We start from the raw sequence: 17,455 nt of genomic DNA, 5'->3' as shown, positions 1-17,455 counted from the left end.
TAAAAATGGCAGAATTCAAAGAGCAAGTCTTAGATATTTTAGAAGAAGTATGTGAAAACGATATTGTGAAAGAAAACTTAGATGTTCAATTATTTGAAGAAGGTATCCTTGATTCTTTCGCTGTAGTATCTTTATTAGTTGAATTCCAAGAGCGTTTAGATATTGAAGTTTCTATTTCTGATTTTGACCGTGACGAGTGGGCTACACCAAACATGGTTATTAAAAAGTTGGAAGAAATCCGATGAACAAAGCAAAATTTGGTCCGATGCTTTTAGCATTGGCCCTTTTTGCTGTATTCTTACTTATTCCAACGCGCTTCCTACTTCCACTTTTAAGTGATGAAAAAGTAGAACAAGCTGCTACTTCTTTAAAAGAAGAAAAAATTCAAAGTATGATTTTACAGCAAAAGATGTTAGCAGATCCAAAATATCTTCCGATGTACGGTTCATCGGAATTCGCACGTATGGATGCTTTCCATCCATCTAATTATTTTAAAGTAAAGCCTGAAGGATTTACGCCATTCCTTCTTGGACGCGGCGGAACACAAGACCTTGTACATGTGTTAAACTTCGCATCTACAATGGATCAATTGAAAGATAAGAAAATGGTATTCGTTCTTTCTCCGCAATGGTTTGTACCACAAGGTATTGACGAAACGCACTTTGCACCTAACTTTTCAAAACAACAAGGTTACCACTTCATTTTCAACAATGATTTAAAACCTGAAATGAAAAAACAAATTGCAAAGCGTTTATTAAACTTTGAGATTGTAAAAAAAGAAACTTTATTAAAAATTTCGCTTGAAGGTATCGCTTATGATGATACGAAGTATAAAGTAAAAGCACTTGCTGCTAAACCTTTCGCTTATATTTACCGTAACATTTTAGATCGTAAAGATTTATTTACAGCTATGTTTAATATTAAACCGCACAAAGAGAAGCTTGACCCTTCATTAAAACAAATGAACTGGGAAGAGGCTCGTAAACATGCAGATCAAACAGGTGCAGCAGAATCTGGATCTAATGAATATGGTATCGAAGATGGTTACTTCAATAGCAAAATTAAGAAAAAATTAAAACAACGTGAAGGTTACTTAAAAAATGATGCTTATGACCAATCGCCAGAATATGAAGATTTACAAATTGTACTTGATTTATTAAAACAATCTGGTGCAAAACCACTCTTCATTTCTGTTCCTGTCAAAGGTCCTTGGTACGACTACGCTGGCTTCCCAAAAGAACGCCGCGAAGCATACTATAAGAAAGTTCATGAGCAAATTGAAAAAGCTGGGTATCCAATTGCCGACTTCTCAAATCATGAATACGATAAATACTTCTTAAAAGATCATATGCACTTAGGTTGGAAAGGCTGGGTTTACATCGACGAAGCCATCCAACAGTTTTATAAAGCAAACTAATGAAAAGACCGCTTGAATTACTCAAGTGGTCTTTTTGTATATATTTTGTAATTGTTCGATTGCATTCTCTGCTTCTTTCATAACTCGCTCCACTACATGCTGAGCTGATTCGATTCGAGCTAATGATGCTGCCTGTCCTGCCCAAAGCGACATATATCCTTCCTTATTTTGCTTCGCTGCCTCTTTGCGTATTTTAGAAGTTAATACGTTTTGCACTGGATACATGGGAAGCCCTTCTTCTTTTCCTTCATGTCTCTCTATAAATTCATTCCGAATACCGCGTGCATATTTCCCGGAAAACGCACGAGTTACAGTTGTGCTCGTATCTGTACTATGTAAAACCGCTTCTTTATACACATCGTGCGTAATACTCTCTTCACTTGTTAAAAAGGCTGATCCCATTTGAACACCTTCTGCTCCTAGTGCCAATGCCGCAACAAGCCCTTGTCCGTTCATTACACCACCTGCTGCGACAATTGGGGTATGCGGAACAGCCCCTACTAACTGAGGTATTAACGCAAACGTACCAATCATAGCATCTCGTTCTTTCCCAATAAACGTTCCTCTATGCCCTCCTGCTTCGCTACCTTGCCCAATAATAATATCTACTCCTAGCTCAGCAAGTACTTTCGCTTCCTTCACATGGGTAGCTGTTCCGATGACTTTTATTCCACTTCTTTTTAAATCATTTATTTCTTCTTTTTCTAACGTTTGAAATGCAAAGCTAACGACCGGTACTTTTTCATCTAATAGCACTTGTAATTGTTCCTTATAGCTTTTTGGAAGCTTTAACGTTCCTTCTACTTCTATACCTAATTCTCTATTCACTCCGCTTAGTAATACTTTCGCCTCATTTACCTTCTCTTCTTCTATTTGTATCTCTTTCGTTACAAGTAAATTAACACCGAAAGGCTTATCTGTTAGTTCTCTTATTCTATAAATCGCTTCACGAATTTGTTCTGGGCTCATATAGCCCGCTCCAAGCGTCCCTAATCCTCCGCTATTACTTACTGCTGCAACAAGTTCTGGCGTCGTAATCGCGCCTGCCATACCGGCTTGAACAACGGGATACTCAATTTTTAATATGTCTGTTACTCGACTTGTAAACATCATTTTCCCTCCTATTTCCCTTATATCTTCTTTATTTGATAAGCTTTCCCCTGCTTTTGCAAGGGTTGAACTTCATATGAAGCGAATATATTGAAAGAGAAGGAGGCTGAGCTTAATGATTTATCCAAATGCATTAAAACAAGGTGATACAGTAATGATCATTGCACCATCTGGTCCACCTACAATCGAAAATGTATTAAAAGGTGTGAATGTATTACAAGAGATGGGGTTATCCGTAATAATCGGGAAGAGCGTTTACGAGAAATATGGATTTTTAGCCGGAAGTGATCAAGTTCGGCTTGACGATATACATGAAGCATTTACAAATAATGAAGTGAAGGCCGTTTTCTGTGCACGAGGTGGTTACGGAAGTGCTCGTCTCCTCCCTCACATTCAATATGAAATCATTCGGCAAAACCCTAAAATCTTTTGGGGATATAGCGATATTACAGCTTTACATACTGCTGTTTCATGTTATGCAAAGCTTATAACATTTCATGGTCCGATGATTGAAGAACTAGGAAAAGGTATTGATTCCCTATCTTTATCCTCTTTCAATCAGCTATTCCATCCGTATTCAACCATTTTATCTGCATCAGAATGTATCGTACCTAGCTCTCACAGTACAGTTACAGGTACGTTAGTTGGAGGAAATTTAGCTGTGTTAACAAGTATAATTGGCTCGCCCTACGAGATAAATACGGACAATACACTTTTATTACTTGAAGACATTGGTGAAGAACCGTACCGCATTGACCGTATGTTAAATCAGCTACTTTTATCTGGAAAGTTTAATGAATGCAGGGGCGTTATTTTTACAAGTTGTCACGACTGCACTCCTTCAAAGCCATCTCAATCATTGCAAGCAATATTATATGAATATTTCGCACCATATCATATACCGGTCCTATTCGGTTTACCAATTGGACATATAAGTCCAAACATTGGGATTCCTCTTGGAGCTACAGCTACAATAAGTACACATAATAAAACACTCTCTATTGCTTCCGGCGTAGCCACCCCGTGTTCAAATTAAAAAGGAAAAGCGATTACGCTTTTCCTTTTATTTATAATAGTTAAAAATTCGTCCAGATGCGATATCTGCAATTTCTTCTGGAATAAATGTTTTACTTATATCAGTGCCAACATTTAATACAGCTGTAGCATCTTTCTCAATGCTACCAAATAACTCTTTCCCACGTATCTTAATAAGGGGCGTTCCTTCTGGCAACACATCTTTTACAAATTCCATTTGTGTAAAGAACGGAACGATCCATCTACCTTCTCCTTGGAAATGACGCAAACGAAGTATTCCTTCTGTTGCCCCGTCCTCTGCTTCTAGTGAACCAGCAACATAAAACTCAGTAGATAAGAGCAATTCATAAAATTCCTTTTGCTTCTGTTTATCATCACCTGCTACAACAAGTACCTCTTCTAATTTCTTTACTGAAATTTGCTCCATATGATGCCACCCCTATTTTCAAAATGATTGTACTTAGATTATACGAAATATTCTTATTTTTTTCTACATAATTCGCAATTATTTTCTTAAAATAATTTTAATACTTCTTTTGTCGTCACAATCGTAGCAAACTCTTCATGTAAATTTACAAGTGTCATATTGTGAATATCTTCTGCACTATACTCCTTACCATCTAAACCTTTACGGTTAAAAGTAGCCGTTGCATCACTCACTAAATACGTTGTAAATCCTAAATTCCCTGCCATTCGTGTCGTAGTTTCCACGCAATGATTTGTCGTTAATCCTACAACCACTACTGCATTACATTTGTTCTTTCTTAATTGCTCTTCTAAATTTGTCCCAATGAACGCGCTGTTAACGAATTTCTGAATAACCACTTCACCAAGTAGTGGTTGCACTTCTTCTTTAAAGTTTACCGTTTCCGCTCTCTCATAAAACATTGACTGAGCATTTTCTTTATTTACATGTTGAATATGAAAAACTGGTCGTTTCCTTTTTCTCCATTCTTCTAATAAAATTCTCATGTTTTCTTCAGCAAAAATATTATTTCTCTCGCCCCAATCTGGTAATTGAAACGCCTTTTGTACATCGATTATGATAAGTGCTATTTGATTTGTCATCATTTCCCCTTAATTTGGCTGTAATTGAAATAGAAAACCAAGTTGTTGTGACGCAGTAATAAAGCAAACATAGGCGCAAAGCTCTACAATTTCTTTTTCTGTCCAATATTGTTTTAATACGTGAAACATAGTATCATCTATTGCTTTTCGGTCATGAACAAATGTATGCGCAAAAGTAACGGCTACGCCAATCTCCTCTGCCTTTTGCACATCATCAGGTCTTCCCTTTGCCATACAGTACGGACATTCATTCCCATACGCTAATGTTCTTCTCACTTGCTCCTTCAACTCTGCTGAAAGAGTTCCTTTATTGTACAGTGTATCTTCTAACGTACTCCACGAATGTAATATATCCGAATTATGCCCTAATAACTTTTGAAACTTTGTATCTCCTACATTTGATAATGAAATTCTCTCCATCATTTCCCCTCCTATTTCCTTCTGTTTTATTGTAAAATAAATAACGTTCACTTTACATTTCATATGAATCTTAATTTATATTTTTCCTTTACAAAAATCATTATTTTACTGGAGGTATATTTACAAATGCAATTAGACCGTGTTGATCGAAAAATTTTAAATGAATTATATAATGATAGTCGCCTTTCGATGCGTGAATTGGCGAAACGAGTAAACTTATCTGCTCCGTCTACTTCAGAACGTGTTCGTAAGCTCGAAAGCGAAGGTGTTATTCAAAAATACACAATCGATATTGATTATAAAAAGGCTGGACTCGTTTTAGATTGTATTTTAGAAATTACTTTAAAAAATGGTGATACAACACGTATGCAACAATTTATTCAGTCTTATCCATCTGCAAGTTTTTGTTACCGAGTAACAGGAAGCTTATGCTACATTGTAAAAATTTCTGTTCCTTCACTCGTTGAACTTGAAGAATTTATCAATGATGTTTCTTCATATGCAACGACCGTTTCTCATATCGTATTATCAGAAGTATCTCTTACTCCTGATATTGAACATATCTTCCCAGAAGATTAATTTATTTTTATTCATAAAATATAAAAAAACCCCTTACAATAAGAATAAAAATAATATATTATGTATTAAAATACATAAAGTTCGAGAAAGGGGCTTTACATTGAAAATCTGGTTTTATGAAAAAACGGCACAATTAGATGACTTGCTTGGTATTTGGGACAATGTTCCAACCATCCCGCGAATTGGTGAAAAAGTGGAGATTTTAAAGACGGTCCGCACTGTTACAGATATTAAATATGTAAAGAACGGTAATAATTTTCGAGTGGAAATTATTACAAATTAAAAAGTAGCTCCTTAGGAGCTACTTTTTAATTATCTACTATGTGCTTTCTTTATAACGATTTTATCTTCTTCTACAGATACTGTTACATAATCATTTTCTTCTAACCTAAGCTTATTTACAGCCTCATCTGGTAACTCTATGGCCATCAATCTATCGGTTACGATCACTTGACTATACACTTCATTCTCTTGTGATGCATTCACTACTTTTTGCTCATTTATAAAACGTACTGGTGGCACGCCAACTTCTTTTACTGTACGCCATTGTTTCCCAATATAAGGAATTAACCAAAGTAATCCGACAAGCGTAAGACCGATACCAATCCATAAATTACTTTGCGCTTGTAATTCAGTAATTGAGATTGTACCACTTTCTTCTCCACTGAAAAATTGTATACTTGTTGCAATCAAATTATTTAGAGCGTGCACAGCTATATTCGTCCATATATTTTTTGTCTTTATGTATAAAAGACACATAACCATACCAAACATGAACGCACCAATAACATCAAAATGTCCTAGGCCAAAAATAATTGAAGATATAATTACAGCTTTTTTAATTCCCCATTTATAAGCCATTCGCTGTAAGAAAAATCCCCTAAAAATAACCTCTTCCATAATAGGTGCTAACACACATGCTGAAATGAAAGTAAATATCGTCATATATACGTTACTCGTATTAATAACATTTCCGTCTTCTAGCATAGTAACTAAGAAATTCGGTAACGTATGTGCTAATATGTAAAATTGAATCTGAGATATGCCAACTGAAAAAATCATCCCCATTATCGTTGCTAATACAATTAATCCCCAAGGTAAACGTCCTGGCTTATCAAAAAAACTGTTGAATACAACATTATTTTTATTTGTTTTTACGTATAGCCAAAGTAACGGAAATACAAAAAATACAGTTATTTGTGAAATAACCTCCATCGTATTCTCAGAAACATTTGCTAGACCTAATGGGATCATTATAAGGAGCACCCCTATAATCATCCATCCAAAAAAGCTACGTAGCCTTATACGTGAAAATGCATAGTGCATATAAAACACCCCCAAAGATAGTAAAAATACAATAAAACTTTAATCAGTACTTTATAGGCAATCCTTTCCCTATAAATAGCAGGATAACTAAATTATAATATGAATATAGTTGAAACTCTTCCTATTTTTCTCAAATCATTTCAAACAGCATATCTCTTAAAATACCATATCGCTGTTCTTCAAGTTTCAATCTAAGTGAATTTTATGTAATAAAAATCCCCGTTTTTACAAGCGGGGATTTCTTTTATTATAATACGTCACGTTTTTGGAATAATGCACTTGATGCTACAAGTAATACAACAAAGTATGCAGCTATAAGTAATAATGAAGTTGTAAATGTAAATTCTGTAAATGTAGGTTCTACTCCCCCACTAATTAATTTATTGCTGTCGTAAGCTCTTAAATCCAAATGGCTGAATACTACAAACTTCGCTACACCTTTTGCAAACATCATTAATACCATGTTAATTGTACCTTGTAAGAATAATAGAAACATCGTAATAATTATTGGTAATACAGACTTTCTAAACACATTTGCTAAGAAAAATGCAAGTGTTGCAAAGAAAAATGGTGATAGCAGCTGATATAATATTGTTTTTAAAACAATTCCTAACGTTAATTCAGTTTTACTACCGTCCATTACAATTACACCAATAATCAAAGCAATTAACGTACTAGCAAATACGATAAATAACATCGTTAATAATACTGTAATATATTTAGAAAATAAAATTGTCATTCGTTTTCTTGGACGAATTAATAATTGCTTAATCGTTCCTTTTTGGAATTCATCTGTAATTGTACGAGAAGCTATTGTAATTCCAAAGATCGTTGTGAATATCATAATTAAGCCGATATTTGAACTCGCAAAATCTAAGTAAGATCCACTTAAGCTACCAGCGTCGCCCCATTTCGCCAATACTACTGTTCCTAAAATCTCCAATAAAGCAATTACACCTATTAAAATATACATACCTTTTTTCGCATGCAACTTTAAAAATTCATTTTGAATTAATTTAAACATTACGCTTTCACTCCCCCAGTAATCGCTAAGAACTCATCCTCTAACGTTTTATTTTGAACAGTAACTCCGTATACAAGCACATCAGCATGAACAAGTTTTTTTACAAGTTGCGGAATGTTGTCTTTTGTTACAGATGCTACAATTACATTCCCTTTTGCTTTGCCTTTAATGATTTCATTCGCTTTCTGAACTTCATCTACTTCAAACGCTACAACGACTGCCTCATCATGTTTCACTTTTTCATGTAAGTTGTACTCTTGAACAAACTCACCTTGTTTAATAATAACGACGCGATCACACATTAATTCAATTTCACTCAATAAGTGACTTGATACGATTACAGCAATATTCTCTTCTTTCGCTAAACGTTGTAAATAATCACGAATTTGGCGAATACCAGCTGGATCTAATCCATTTGTCGGCTCATCTAAAATTAAGATTTTCGGCTGATGAAGTAATGCTTGTGCAATTCCTAAACGTTGTTTCATACCAAGTGAATATGTTTTCACCTTTTTATGAATCGCATGCTCTAATTCAACAAGCTTTATAATCTCAGCAATGCGCTCTTTACTAATTGGTGTAATGGCCATGTTCGCAAAATGCTTTAAGTTTTGCATTCCTGTCATATAATCATATAGTTCAGGATTTTCTACAATCGCTCCAATTTGCTCTAGCGCCTTTTCACGCTCCGAGCGAATACTATGTCCACAAATTGTAATATCGCCCTCTGTCATTGAAATAAGACCTGTCATCATACGGATCGTCGTCGTCTTACCGCTACCGTTCGGCCCAAGGAATCCGTATACTTCTCCTTCACGAACCTCAAATGATAAACCACGAATAATTTCCGTTCCACCAATCTTTTTTCGAACATTCTCTAACTTTACTACTACGTTTCCCAATGCTGATTCCTCCTTTAGACTTCTAGTTTTTTATCGATAATATAAGCAATTACATATATTATTAGAGCACTAACCATTACCATGAAACTTATATTAAAAATGTTAAATCCATTTTCTTGAAACATATTAATAAACAGACTCTTGCTTTCACTATGATATTCTACTCTTCGTAATACTTGGAAAGCTGGAGCTAATTTTCCTAGCAAGGTTGTCGCTAAAGTAATCGCTATATTTATTACTAGAAAAATAATAACAATTAGTATATTTTGCGCCTTTTTCTTTTTCGTAAGTGACTTAACTAGAGTAATTACTAATATAATTTGTAACACACTAAACAAAAACTCAAATAAATCACTTATCATATATATTAAATTATTAATTATGCCTACTTGCATAATCTCTTTTGCCTCTACATATACAGAAGTCGTAGGAAAAGCTAATACATAACTTACGTAGAAAAGAATTCCACATATCCCATACCATATAGCCATTGCAATAAATGAGAAAATAAGCATAGAAATTACATATTGTTTCCCAGATATTGCTGTAAGTCGTAACATTGGATTAGTCAGTAAGCGTGAATATGATTTCATTGTTTGTATAAACATATAAACAATATAAAAGAAAAATATAATCATAATGATTCCAAATATGCCCTCTTGTCTACTGATAGCCGCATCACTTTTTCTTACAATCATTTGTGAAAATAACACAGCTTCAATTAGCACAAAGAGTAAAAAAGTAACAATATATCTTTTCTTATTTACATTCCATAAATAGGAAAGTACTGACTTCACTTACTAAACACCTCCTTAAAAAATTCATGAACTGCTTTTCCTCTCTGAAAACGAATTTCTTCTACATTTTCATATAGAACCATTTCTCCATCTTTTAAAAAGATCACTTCATCAAAAATATTTTCAATTTCATTTATTAAGTGAGTGGAAATTAATATCGTACAATCTTCCCTATAGAACTGTAGAATTAGATCCAATACATGTTCTCTAGAAAGAGGATCAATCCCGCCCAATGGCTCATCCAGTACATATAGCTTCGCTTCTCGAGAAAACGTTAAAATAATCTGCAGCTTCTCAACCATACCTTTTGACAATGCTGTAATTTTTTCTTCTAACGGTATTTTAAATTCTGCAATCGTATCTACTGCTTTTTGAATATCGAAGTCTTTATAAAAATCTCGGTAAAAAAATAAAGCATCTTTTACAGTCATCCAATCATCAAAGACTGGCTTATCGGACATAAATGAAACGATTTCTTTCGACTGTAACCCTACCTTTTTACCATCTATTGTAATCCTACCTTCAGAAGGATATTGCAAGCCTGCAATCATTTTCAATAACGTCGTTTTCCCGCTCCCGTTATCTCCAACAAGCCCAACGATTTTCCCTTCCGTAATCTCTATGTTTAATTCACGGATCACTGCTTTTAATCCATATCTCTTCCATAAGTTTTCTATTTTTAATAGCTTTGTCATTGGCTCTCCTCCCTCTTATCATGTAATGAAGAACGAAGAATTGTAAGAATTTCTTCTTCTGAAAAACCTAAATTGTCCATTCCATCTATAAAAGAATGAAGTAATTCTTTCGCCATCTCTTTTCGCAGCTCCATAATTTTCTCCCCTTCATTCGTTACATACCGTCCCATTCCTCTACGTGTTACAACAACTCCATCCCGTTCTAGCTCTTGAAATGTACGCTGAATCGTATTTGGATTCACTTGTAATTCACTCGCTAATTCACGGACAGAGGGAATTTTATCACCAGGCAATAAATGTCCTGTTACGATCTCTTTTTTTATGTATTCCATTACCTGAATGTAAATTGGTGTATTTGGAGAAAACTCTATTTTCATTTCTTCCCTCCTTCCGTATCGGTGTACTAGTTAAATAATACACCGATACAAAAGGTTTGTAAATACCCATTTAATTACAAAAAAGTTCTATCCGTTAAACGAATAGAACTTCCCAATATAAATCGCTATACAAAAATAATAGTGTTATGTAAACAAAATTATAAAGAAAAACTGTCTTATCAATGAATAAGACAGTTTTTCTTTATAATCCTATATTAAAAGTTAAACACGAAGTCATCGTCAGCTAACTTTTCAACGTTCGTTGCTTTTACGTAACCATTTCCTTTTACAGAGAAGAAATCATGGTTTTTCGTATCTGTACGTAAACCATTTAAAACGATTGGGTTAATTTCTTCTTCTTCAAACTTCGGCTCAAGTCCTAAGTTCATAAGCCCTTTATTTGCATTGTAACGAACGAAACGATTTACATCTTCTACAAGACCGATAGAAGTGTAAATTTCTTCTGTATAGGCCATTTCAATTTCATATAGTTCCATTAATAACTCTTGTGTTTCTTTTTGCACTTCTTGTTGCTCTTCTGCAGAAAGTTCTGCGAAGATTTGTTGTGCTAAAATACCGACGAATACGCCGTGAATTGACTCATCACGAATTATCAAGTTGATAATCTCACCACTTGCTGTTAGTTTTCCTTGACCAGCTAAGTAAAGTGGATAGAAGAATCCGCTATAGAATAAGTAACTTTCTAAGAACACACTTGCTACCATTGCCATGTATAACTCTTTTTTTGTTACTTCAGGCTTTAATAAACGACGATAGTAACCAGTAATAATACCAGCTTTTTTCTCAAGTAACGGATGATTGTCTACCCAGTCAAAAATATCATCAATCTCTTCTTCTGTAGCTAACGTTGTGAAAATGTGACTATAACTTTTCGCATGTACTTCTTCCATAGCTCCCATGAAAGCTAATACACTTTTCGCTTGTAAATTTTCAAGATGAACAAGTACAAGTGGCATTCCTTCGCCACCTTGTTTCGTATCTAAAAGTGTTAAACCACCTAATACACGCTTATAAGCAATTTGCTCTTCTTTCGATAATTGCACCCAAGTATTTTTGTCAGACGAAACCGCAATTTCTTCTTCTGTCCAAAACTGAGCGATGTTTTGCTTCCAAAACATTAAACTAAAATCATCTTCTTTTTTGTTCCAGTTTACCGCACGCATTAAATCGCCCCTTCTCTAAATATGATAACTAAGCATGAGCAGGGTTCAGAAAACCCTGCTCATCATGTCTCACTTTTTATATTAAACGGTACAAGCCACACACTCTTCCACGCTTAATTTACGTGTTCTCGTATAATACAGACTCTTTAAGCCTTTTTTATGTGCATAGATGTAGTAACGTGCTAATTCACGTGTTGAAATATCACTATTAACGTAAAGAATTGTACTAATTCCTTGGTCAATATGTTCTTGAATTTCTGCGATTAAATCAATTAATTTAAACTGATTCATATCGTAAGAAGATTTATAGTACCAGAACGTATCTTTTGATAAATACGGCATTGGATAATATGTTGTCGCGTTCGCATATGTTCTTGATTCGATTTGACTTACGATCGGCATTACGCTTGAAGTTGCATTTTGAACGTAACTGATTGATTGTGTTGGAGCAATGGCAAGACGATATGAGTTGTATAAACCATTCTTTTGCACTTGCTCTTTTAAACTTGTCCAATCTTCTTTTGTTGGAATATGAATTCCTTCAAATAGTTGCTGAACTTTTTCAGTTACTGGGCTGTAATCTGTCGTTTCATACTTTTCAAAGTATGTGCCATTCGCATAATCAGATTTATCGAAGTCTTTAAATGTCTCGCCTTTTTCTGTAGCGATTTCCATACTTTTCTCAATAGAATAGTAATTTAACATCATAAAGAATGTACGAGCGAATTCTTTCGCTTCTGCACTTTCATAAGCGATTTTATTTTTTGCTAAATATCCGTGTAAGTTCATTGCTCCAAGTCCAACTGAATGAAGCTCGTCATTCGCTTTTTTCACAGTTGGTGCATTCGGAATAATCGTCATATCAGAAACAGCTGTTAAAGCTTCCATTCCCGCATGAACTGCTTCACGAATTTCTTTATTTTCCATTACGTTTACGATATTTAACGATCCTAAGTTACAGTTAATATCACGACGGATAATGTCATCTGTACCGTAATCATTTATTTCTGAAGTTTCTTGAAGCTGGAAGATTTCTGTACATAAGTTCGACATCTTCACAGTTCCAATATCCTTCAATGGATGTTGATTATTTGCATTTGATTTAAACATTAAGTATGGGTAACCAGACTCAAGCTGAATCATGGCGATTTTAATAAGCATATCACGTGCACTAATATCTAGTGGCTTCTTCTTCACTTTCGGATTGCTCATTAATTCATCGTACATTTCATCAATGTCAATATCATCTAAATGCTTGCCATATTCTTTATAAACCGTATAAGGCGCGAAAACATGGAAAGGTTCGTTTTTCTCAGCAAGCTCAAAGAACTTACTTGGAACGATAATTCCGATTGATAGAGACTGAATACGGCTCTTCTCATCGGCATTTATTTTTTTTGTATCAAGGAATTCAATAATATCCCAATGGAAAATGTTTAAATATACTGCACCGGCACCTTTTCGTTGGCCAAGCTGATTCGCATATGAAAACGAATCTTCAAGCAATTTCATAACAGGTACTACACCACTTGCAGCGTTGTCGATACCTTTAATTTGCTCACCACGTGCGCGTAGCTTAGATAAGTTTAAAGCTACTCCCCCGCCGATTTTTGATAATTGCATCGCAGTATTAATGTTAAAGCCGATTGAATTTAAGCTATCGTCCATCTCTAACAAGAAACAAGACACCATTTCTCCTCTTCTGCTTCTTCCCGCATTTAAAAAGGTTGGTGTCGCTGGTTGGTAGTTTTGTTTTACAATCATGCTTGCGAATTGTCTTGCTTTCGAAACATCACCGCGTCCTAAGTATAATGAAACAATTGCTACACGATCTTCATAGCTTTCTAAGTATTGTTTTTGATCATTCGTTTTTAACGCATAATCTTTGTAGAACTTAGATGCTGCCATATAAGATTGGAACTCGAAGTTTTCACCATAAGCGATGTTATATACTTCCTCTACTTCCTCCAAGCTATACTCGTCCAGAACGTTGTAATAGTAATCATGTTCTTTCATATACTCCATTCGCTCTGCCACGCTATTAAAAGGAACGGTATTCTCTCTAGCTTCTTCCATAAAGACTTCTAATGCCTCTTTATCTTTATGAAGCTGATAAAAACCGTCCTGCATTTGCGTGATTTCATTATTCAGTTCAATGTGTCGCAATCTCCCGCACCCTTTCCTTAAAATATTCTACATCGTTATTTGTTCCAGATAACTCAAATTTTGATACAATAGGCACTTCATATTTAGTAGAAATCTTGTCAGCACTTGCACCGAACATGTCTCCCCAGTTACGATTGCCGCTTGCAGATACGCCTTTTAATTTTTCATTATTGCGCTCTAAAAAGTCTAAAACACGTTCTGGTACATTGCCAAAACCTGTTGTATACGTAATAAGAATAAAGTCTTCATCTATTACTAGATCTTCATCAATTTGAACGGCCGGCATATTTAATTTGTGAATGAAACGCTTCACGTTTCCTGTCATAGAATCATATGCAACTAACATTTCCGACCCTCCCTCTCAAATCTATATTCTCTATATGTTGTTCTTGATTTCTCTATATATTGTATTACGTTTCAAAATAAGACACAAGATATATGTATAAATTCTTTCTTTTTTTAACTTTTACTTTTCGACATGATAGCCGTTTTTTTTCAATACAATGACTATGAAACAACATTCTAAAACTCATGTCAATAAAGTGCTTTTCAAAAAAGTTGTCAACGAATTTAACCTTATTTTTAAAAAAGTTAACAATATATTTTGTCATAAAACGGTAGATGCTGAAGAAATATATTTCTCCAGCATCACGCAAAAAAGAACAGATATGAAACTATAATCTGCTCTAAAAAAAGATTACATTTATCAAATTTACCTTATTAAATATATTATACATATACTTTCGTTTCTCGTTACATACTAAAAGATAACTATTATAGAAAAAGATTATTATTATGGAACTTCAATTTATTTATGAAAAGTTTATTCAGATTGCTCAATGCGCAAAATATCTTTTACAAATATATGATGCGGATTTTCATCTTTATCAATCATTGTACATACAGGAGCCTCTTCATCAAAGTATACAATCATTCCTTCTACGTACTGATATGTATGTTGAACTTGTACAGTTACTTTAATTTCTACTGCTTCTTCATATGCTCTTTTTATTTTCTGAAGCATTTTTGCTGAACATTTTCTTTTCTCTGGATACATAACCATTCCCATAAATCGATTGCCGGCTCTATCTTTCCACATATAATCCCAATGTGGTAAAATGCCTTGTTTAAAATCGCCCATAATTCCCCTCTCCTTTATCTTTTATTTATCCCGCATTAAACGTCCGATTGGTGAAGGCTACTAATCAGTGAGAGATGCCCTGCTGATCAAAATTCCTCTTTATGAACGTGGCGTTTCTGAATATGTATAAATCACTTGCCCGCCTCGCTGTGCGTTACCAATGAAATGTTTAAAGTCTTCTCGATTTACTAAAACTTCTCTGAACGTATAAAATACATCTTTCGTAACAACATACTCCTTTATTTCACCATTTTTCAGCTGATCCAAAATTGTATTTGCTAATTCTTTATCCATGTATTTCACCTCTATGCAATATTTTATTTTATCTTATATTCTATAGGTCAACAACTGTAAAATTATCCAGATGCTATACCTTCATTTCATTTTCATTATTTTTCAAAAGATATCTCTTTAGTATATGTCCACTAAATATCATATACTAACATAGCTACTTCTCTATATCAAACATTTCGACATTCAATTATGCAAAGTTTCACACCGCTATGCTACAATATATGAATAGAACTAGGAGGGATACTATGATTCGGAAAGCAAAAAAGACAGATGCGAAACTGGTAGCACCTTTATTGTATAACGCTCTGCACGAAATTGCTGAAAAAATCACAGGTAGCACAGTTGAGACAGAAGTATTACTAGGACTTGAAACATGGTTCTCAAAAAAGAAAAATCGACTGAGCTATGAAAACTGTTTTGTATATGAGCAAGACGGGGGTGCAGTTGGAGTTATTGTCGCTTATCACGGTAGTGAAGCAACACAGCTTGACGCACCAATTGTACATCACTTAAGAGAATTACATAAAGATGAATCAATTACGTTAGAAAAAGAAGCTGAGCTTGATGAGTATTACATTGATACATTATCAGTTTCAAGTGCACACGGCGGAAAAGGTATCGGTTCTAAATTAATTGAAGCTGCCGAAATCTATGCAACTGAAAAAGGGCATGAAAAAATCGCTTTACTTGTTAATTTAGAAAACACACGCGCCTATTCATTATACGAAAAGTTAGGTTATAAAAAAGATGAAATTGTTATGCTAGTAGGCGAACCTTATGCTCATCTCGTAAAACCATTAAACGTCAAAATTTCTATATCTTAAAAAGAAAGCACACGATTTATATAAATCGTGTGCTTTTATGTTAAATTCGTATTTAATATATTTCCATCCATCGCCTCGTGAAACGTATATGTTGTACATCCCCATGGCTTTCTATGCAAAATAGGAGAACCAGACCATCCCATTGCCCTCAGCTCCGCTCCAATCATCGAATTAAAATAATTATGACCTACAAGAGCAATACTTCCATGTACGAGAGCATAACGATGTAACAGGTAAGCCGCTTGCCTTGCCCTCTCTCTTACTTCCTTATAGGACTCAACACCTTTATGGTAGCCAAGTATCCATAATGTTCGTCCAATGAACATCCATACCTTAATTTTGCATTTCAACCACTTCGGAGCAAAAAAGCATGAAGGGACTTCAGCTTCTCTAAAAAGAGAATTTTGCATAAAAGATAAAGAATCCGTTAATTCAGCTGCTGATTGTACAGCACGCCTTTGATCACTTGTTAAGACAAATTTCGCTGCTTCAATTGCCTCTATTGTTTCTATCGGCATTTTAGCTTTTTGTATCATTGACTCGGAATCATACTGTTTCATCCATTCGTGAAATGAAGTAATTGTCATCGGTTCTCTTATACGACCTAAACAACCATGACGAATAAAAGAAATCTTCATTCTCTTCACTCTCCATTCATCACTTACGAACTTTATTATGCACTAGTTCTAAACATCATACCACGCAAGAAAATAAAGTTATATACCTTTACATCTCCCCACCACTATCATGTGTTATCGAAGCATGGATACCATCCATCCCATCAAAATATGTACTCGTATCATATTGACGAATCTTTTTTAAATGCATATAAGAAAATAAAAATAAAATTAAAGCTATAACACTCCCCACAAATTCAAACATCATTTTACCGCCTCTAATTTCTCCCACTTCAGTAGGTTATTCTACTTTTTCATTATACCTCGATATAAAGATTCCCGCATTTTCGGTATTTTTTTCAAATAACATGGATTTTTTACATATTTTCTTACAAAAAGTGAATATTTTTCGAATTTTTACTTTGGAAACATTTACAAAGTAGGAAATATGGTTCAAAATAGGAGGAAATAAAAAAACC

At 34.4% G+C, this 17,455-nt stretch carries 23 protein-coding genes; 6 read left to right on the top strand and 17 right to left on the bottom strand.

Going from position 1 to position 17,455, the window contains the following annotated elements; genetic code table 11:
• Positions 1-5: 5 nt before the first annotated feature.
• Complete coding sequence (gene dltC / locus AXW78_RS06620) at positions 6-245, top strand: D-alanine--poly(phosphoribitol) ligase subunit DltC (protein ID WP_000807310.1); 240 nt, start codon at positions 6-8, stop codon at positions 243-245.
• On the top strand, positions 242-1,417 hold the full coding sequence (dltD, locus tag AXW78_RS06615) for a D-alanyl-lipoteichoic acid biosynthesis protein DltD (protein ID WP_001030268.1): 1,176 nt from the start codon (positions 242-244) through the stop codon (positions 1,415-1,417). Before dltC ends, dltD begins: the two co-directional genes overlap by 4 nt.
• Before the next feature lie 21 nt (positions 1,418-1,438).
• On the opposite strand, the gene AXW78_RS06610 is transcribed toward dltD, so the two are convergent.
• Positions 1,439-2,527 (bottom strand): NAD(P)H-dependent flavin oxidoreductase, encoded by a 1,089-nt coding sequence (locus AXW78_RS06610; protein WP_000495284.1) that lies wholly within the window; start codon positions 2,525-2,527, stop codon positions 1,439-1,441.
• Between the two features lie 115 nt (positions 2,528-2,642).
• Between AXW78_RS06610 and AXW78_RS06605 the strand changes: the two genes are divergently transcribed.
• Positions 2,643-3,563 carry a S66 peptidase family protein gene (locus tag AXW78_RS06605; protein ID WP_061883918.1) on the top strand — a complete coding sequence of 307 codons (921 nt, stop codon included), beginning with the start codon at positions 2,643-2,645 and terminating at the stop codon, positions 3,561-3,563.
• Between the two features lie 27 nt (positions 3,564-3,590).
• On the opposite strand, the gene AXW78_RS06600 is transcribed toward AXW78_RS06605, so the two are convergent.
• The 3 genes from AXW78_RS06600 to AXW78_RS06590 all read right to left on the bottom strand — a co-directional run bounded on the left by AXW78_RS06600 (position 3,591) and on the right by AXW78_RS06590 (position 5,050).
• Complete coding sequence (locus AXW78_RS06600) at positions 3,591-3,989, bottom strand: SseB family protein (protein WP_000435263.1); 399 nt, start codon at positions 3,987-3,989, stop codon at positions 3,591-3,593.
• A gap of 86 nt (positions 3,990-4,075) precedes the next feature.
• Positions 4,076-4,630, bottom strand: coding sequence for a cysteine hydrolase family protein (locus tag AXW78_RS06595; RefSeq protein WP_000184437.1), 555 nt, complete (start codon positions 4,628-4,630; stop codon positions 4,076-4,078).
• Positions 4,631-4,639: 9 nt separating this feature from the next.
• Entirely contained in the window at positions 4,640-5,050 is a 411-nt protein-coding gene (locus tag AXW78_RS06590; RefSeq protein WP_000439757.1) for a carboxymuconolactone decarboxylase family protein, read from the bottom strand.
• A gap of 126 nt (positions 5,051-5,176) precedes the next feature.
• Between AXW78_RS06590 and AXW78_RS06585 the strand changes: the two genes are divergently transcribed.
• Both AXW78_RS06585 and AXW78_RS06580 read left to right on the top strand, forming a co-directional pair.
• Entirely contained in the window at positions 5,177-5,629 is a 453-nt protein-coding gene (locus tag AXW78_RS06585) for an Lrp/AsnC family transcriptional regulator (protein WP_001175505.1), read from the top strand.
• A gap of 100 nt (positions 5,630-5,729) precedes the next feature.
• Positions 5,730-5,912 carry a DUF3913 family protein gene (locus tag AXW78_RS06580; RefSeq protein WP_000707107.1) on the top strand — a complete coding sequence of 61 codons (183 nt, stop codon included), beginning with the start codon at positions 5,730-5,732 and terminating at the stop codon, positions 5,910-5,912.
• 29 nt (positions 5,913-5,941) lie between these two features.
• Here AXW78_RS06580 and AXW78_RS06575 read toward each other — a convergent pair whose 3' ends face one another.
• The 11 genes from AXW78_RS06575 to AXW78_RS06525 all read right to left on the bottom strand — a co-directional run bounded on the left by AXW78_RS06575 (position 5,942) and on the right by AXW78_RS06525 (position 15,535).
• Positions 5,942-6,955 carry a CPBP family intramembrane glutamic endopeptidase gene (locus AXW78_RS06575; protein ID WP_000558820.1) on the bottom strand — a complete coding sequence of 338 codons (1,014 nt, stop codon included), beginning with the start codon at positions 6,953-6,955 and terminating at the stop codon, positions 5,942-5,944.
• A 247-nt stretch (positions 6,956-7,202) separates the two neighbouring features.
• Positions 7,203-7,979 carry an ABC transporter permease gene (locus AXW78_RS06570; protein WP_000475437.1) on the bottom strand — a complete coding sequence of 259 codons (777 nt, stop codon included), beginning with the start codon at positions 7,977-7,979 and terminating at the stop codon, positions 7,203-7,205.
• Positions 7,979-8,881, bottom strand: coding sequence for an ABC transporter ATP-binding protein (locus AXW78_RS06565; protein WP_000528786.1), 903 nt, complete (start codon positions 8,879-8,881; stop codon positions 7,979-7,981). Before AXW78_RS06565 ends, AXW78_RS06570 begins: the two co-directional genes overlap by 1 nt.
• Before the next feature lie 14 nt (positions 8,882-8,895).
• Positions 8,896-9,678 (bottom strand): hypothetical protein, encoded by a 783-nt coding sequence (locus tag AXW78_RS06560; RefSeq protein WP_061883917.1) that lies wholly within the window; start codon positions 9,676-9,678, stop codon positions 8,896-8,898.
• Entirely contained in the window at positions 9,675-10,373 is a 699-nt protein-coding gene (locus AXW78_RS06555) for an ABC transporter ATP-binding protein (RefSeq protein ID WP_000163898.1), read from the bottom strand. The genes AXW78_RS06560 and AXW78_RS06555 overlap by 4 nt, the downstream gene beginning before the upstream one ends.
• Positions 10,370-10,750 carry a GntR family transcriptional regulator gene (locus tag AXW78_RS06550; protein ID WP_000687512.1) on the bottom strand — a complete coding sequence of 127 codons (381 nt, stop codon included), beginning with the start codon at positions 10,748-10,750 and terminating at the stop codon, positions 10,370-10,372. The genes AXW78_RS06555 and AXW78_RS06550 overlap by 4 nt, the downstream gene beginning before the upstream one ends.
• Before the next feature lie 215 nt (positions 10,751-10,965).
• On the bottom strand, positions 10,966-11,934 hold the full coding sequence (nrdF, locus tag AXW78_RS06545) for a class 1b ribonucleoside-diphosphate reductase subunit beta (RefSeq protein WP_001203025.1): 969 nt from the start codon (positions 11,932-11,934) through the stop codon (positions 10,966-10,968).
• Between the two features lie 81 nt (positions 11,935-12,015).
• Positions 12,016-14,100 carry a class 1b ribonucleoside-diphosphate reductase subunit alpha gene (gene nrdE / locus AXW78_RS06540; protein WP_001215839.1) on the bottom strand — a complete coding sequence of 695 codons (2,085 nt, stop codon included), beginning with the start codon at positions 14,098-14,100 and terminating at the stop codon, positions 12,016-12,018.
• Entirely contained in the window at positions 14,087-14,446 is a 360-nt protein-coding gene (nrdI, locus tag AXW78_RS06535) for a class Ib ribonucleoside-diphosphate reductase assembly flavoprotein NrdI (RefSeq protein ID WP_000959447.1), read from the bottom strand. Before nrdI ends, nrdE begins: the two co-directional genes overlap by 14 nt.
• Positions 14,447-14,923: 477 nt before the next feature.
• Positions 14,924-15,241, bottom strand: a complete 318-nt coding sequence (locus AXW78_RS06530; protein ID WP_000502202.1) for a hypothetical protein — start codon at positions 15,239-15,241, stop codon at positions 14,924-14,926.
• 99 nt (positions 15,242-15,340) lie between these two features.
• A complete protein-coding gene (locus AXW78_RS06525) occupies positions 15,341-15,535 on the bottom strand; it encodes a hypothetical protein (RefSeq protein ID WP_000356683.1) in 195 nt (64 codons plus the stop codon).
• A 245-nt stretch (positions 15,536-15,780) separates the two neighbouring features.
• Between AXW78_RS06525 and AXW78_RS06520 the strand changes: the two genes are divergently transcribed.
• The gene (locus AXW78_RS06520) at positions 15,781-16,359 is read left to right on the top strand and encodes a GNAT family N-acetyltransferase (protein ID WP_000619539.1); all 579 of its coding nucleotides are present in this window, start codon (positions 15,781-15,783) and stop codon (positions 16,357-16,359) included.
• A gap of 35 nt (positions 16,360-16,394) precedes the next feature.
• On the opposite strand, the gene AXW78_RS06515 is transcribed toward AXW78_RS06520, so the two are convergent.
• Both AXW78_RS06515 and AXW78_RS34280 read right to left on the bottom strand, forming a co-directional pair.
• Positions 16,395-16,997 (bottom strand): histidine phosphatase family protein, encoded by a 603-nt coding sequence (locus tag AXW78_RS06515; protein WP_000703095.1) that lies wholly within the window; start codon positions 16,995-16,997, stop codon positions 16,395-16,397.
• 88 nt (positions 16,998-17,085) lie between these two features.
• Complete coding sequence (locus tag AXW78_RS34280; protein ID WP_000461432.1) at positions 17,086-17,241, bottom strand: hypothetical protein; 156 nt, start codon at positions 17,239-17,241, stop codon at positions 17,086-17,088.
• Between the last annotated feature and the right edge of the window lie 214 nt (positions 17,242-17,455).

It is taken from the genome of Bacillus thuringiensis (genome assembly GCF_001595725.1).
Lineage (GTDB): Bacteria > Bacillota > Bacilli > Bacillales > Bacillaceae_G > Bacillus_A > Bacillus_A thuringiensis_K.
Note: the sequence above shows the minus strand (reverse complement) of the source record. Positions and strands in the feature narration are given on the sequence as shown.